Source organism: Nonomuraea sp. NPDC003709 (genome assembly GCF_040610775.1).
GTDB lineage: Bacteria > Actinomycetota > Actinomycetes > Streptosporangiales > Streptosporangiaceae > Nonomuraea > Nonomuraea angiospora_A.
In genome coordinates, this window is sequence record NZ_JBEXMW010000092.1 from 1 (window position 1) to 1,531 (window position 1,531).

The window sequence follows — 1,531 nt, forward strand, 5'->3', positions numbered from 1 at the left end:
TTTGAACTTACGAGAAATAGTTTCGGGAGTTGTTCCGATGAACGTTGCAAGATCTTTCATTTTCATTGGAATCATAACAGAATTTGAATCTACTACTTTGACGAGTTGCAAAAGATAATTAGCGATTCGACTTTCAACATCTTCCATCATGAGAAATTGTGCTTGATATTGCATTTCCGCAGCTCTTCTCACGGTGGTTTCAAGCAATTTCAAACTGAGCTCGGGATATTTTAACAACAAATTTTTGAAATCTTGTTGTCGCAAAAAGCAAATTTGCGTTTCTTCCAATGTTTCACCATAGAGATTATCATTCATTACTCCAAACAAGGCGTCTTCACCTGCGTATCCACCAGGTTCAATCACACGTAGTAACTGCTCTTTACCAGCACTAGAAAGCTGGTATATTTTCAAGGTACCATGCGCCACAATTGCAAGTTGAGGCACTGCAAAGGGGCTGATGACTGTTTCACCTTTTTCAAAAATTTTATGATTAACAACCTGCTCAACTTGCACTAATTCACTTTCTGAAAGTAAACCAAATAGTGGCACGAGCTGTACACAGTGGTGTTCATGATGACTAAAATGATGTTTATACTTACTCATTTTGGGGATTCTCCTTATCTTATTATCGCGCTAAAATTATCAAACTGCAAGCCTCATTCAACTAAAGCCTACAGTTTCGTAAAAACTAATTATCATTATCTTCATCTTCGTCATGAAAATCAGCAACGCTTTTACCCAAGTCACCTGCCAAGTTGCGAATAACTTGAAGATTGTAGCCGTAAAGTTCGACTACACCAGCCGCCAAAGCAAATTTTTCTTCTTTGTTTGCTAGCTTGATTTCTCGCGTAATGAACATATTTTGTGCTTGGAAATCCACAATGAAGCTTTCAAGCAGATCTTCATCAGTCCAATATTTGGCTTTTGGATCCTCGGTAATGAACTTGTGATACTTTAAAAATTCTTCAGTTGTACTTGGTACAATCTCATTTTCATCAAGAAGTAAATCCGAAATTTTAAAGAAATATTCAACTTCCTTTTGTGCAATTTCACGTAAATACTCACACTTAACTGGGCTTTTCGCGTATATTCCTGCTTGAGTCAGTCGTATATTTTCTATGAACAAATTGGATAAGACATGTCCTAGCATCGCACCAGCCGTAGGTTTGTGGTGGTCAATCTCTGCTTTATCAAGTTCTTTAGCATATTTTTCATCAATCATTAATTTAGTCATCATTTTTTTCCTTTATTCAATTTATAGTGGTATCTTTCCTGGTATAAATCACACAACAGTTACTTTGCTACTCAAAACAGGATATCCAAGTTTCTCAACCTTGCTGATAAGTTCATCAGTACTGACAACATTTTCGTCAAATTCTGCTTTAACTTTTGATGCATTGAAAAGTACTTTTGCATTTGCTACGCCTTTAGTTGTAGTCATTGCAGCTTCGATTTTTGCCATACAAGATGGGCAGCTTAATTCATTGAGTCTCATAATTACTTTTGACATAAGATTTACCACTTTCTCTTT

Annotated in this window: 3 protein-coding genes; all 3 read right to left on the bottom strand. The window is 36.2% G+C overall.

Annotated elements, in window-relative coordinates; genetic code table 11:
* The coding region (locus ABZX61_RS65825; RefSeq protein WP_355213261.1) for a Crp/Fnr family transcriptional regulator at positions 1-603 on the bottom strand (603 nt) is incomplete at its 3' end.
* An 85-nt stretch (positions 604-688) separates the two neighbouring features.
* A complete protein-coding gene (locus tag ABZX61_RS65830) occupies positions 689-1,237 on the bottom strand; it encodes a hypothetical protein (RefSeq protein WP_355213262.1) in 549 nt (182 codons plus the stop codon).
* 45 nt (positions 1,238-1,282) lie between these two features.
* A partial coding sequence (locus tag ABZX61_RS65835) for a heavy-metal-associated domain-containing protein (RefSeq protein ID WP_355213264.1) occupies positions 1,283-1,531 on the bottom strand: 249 nt, incomplete at its 5' end.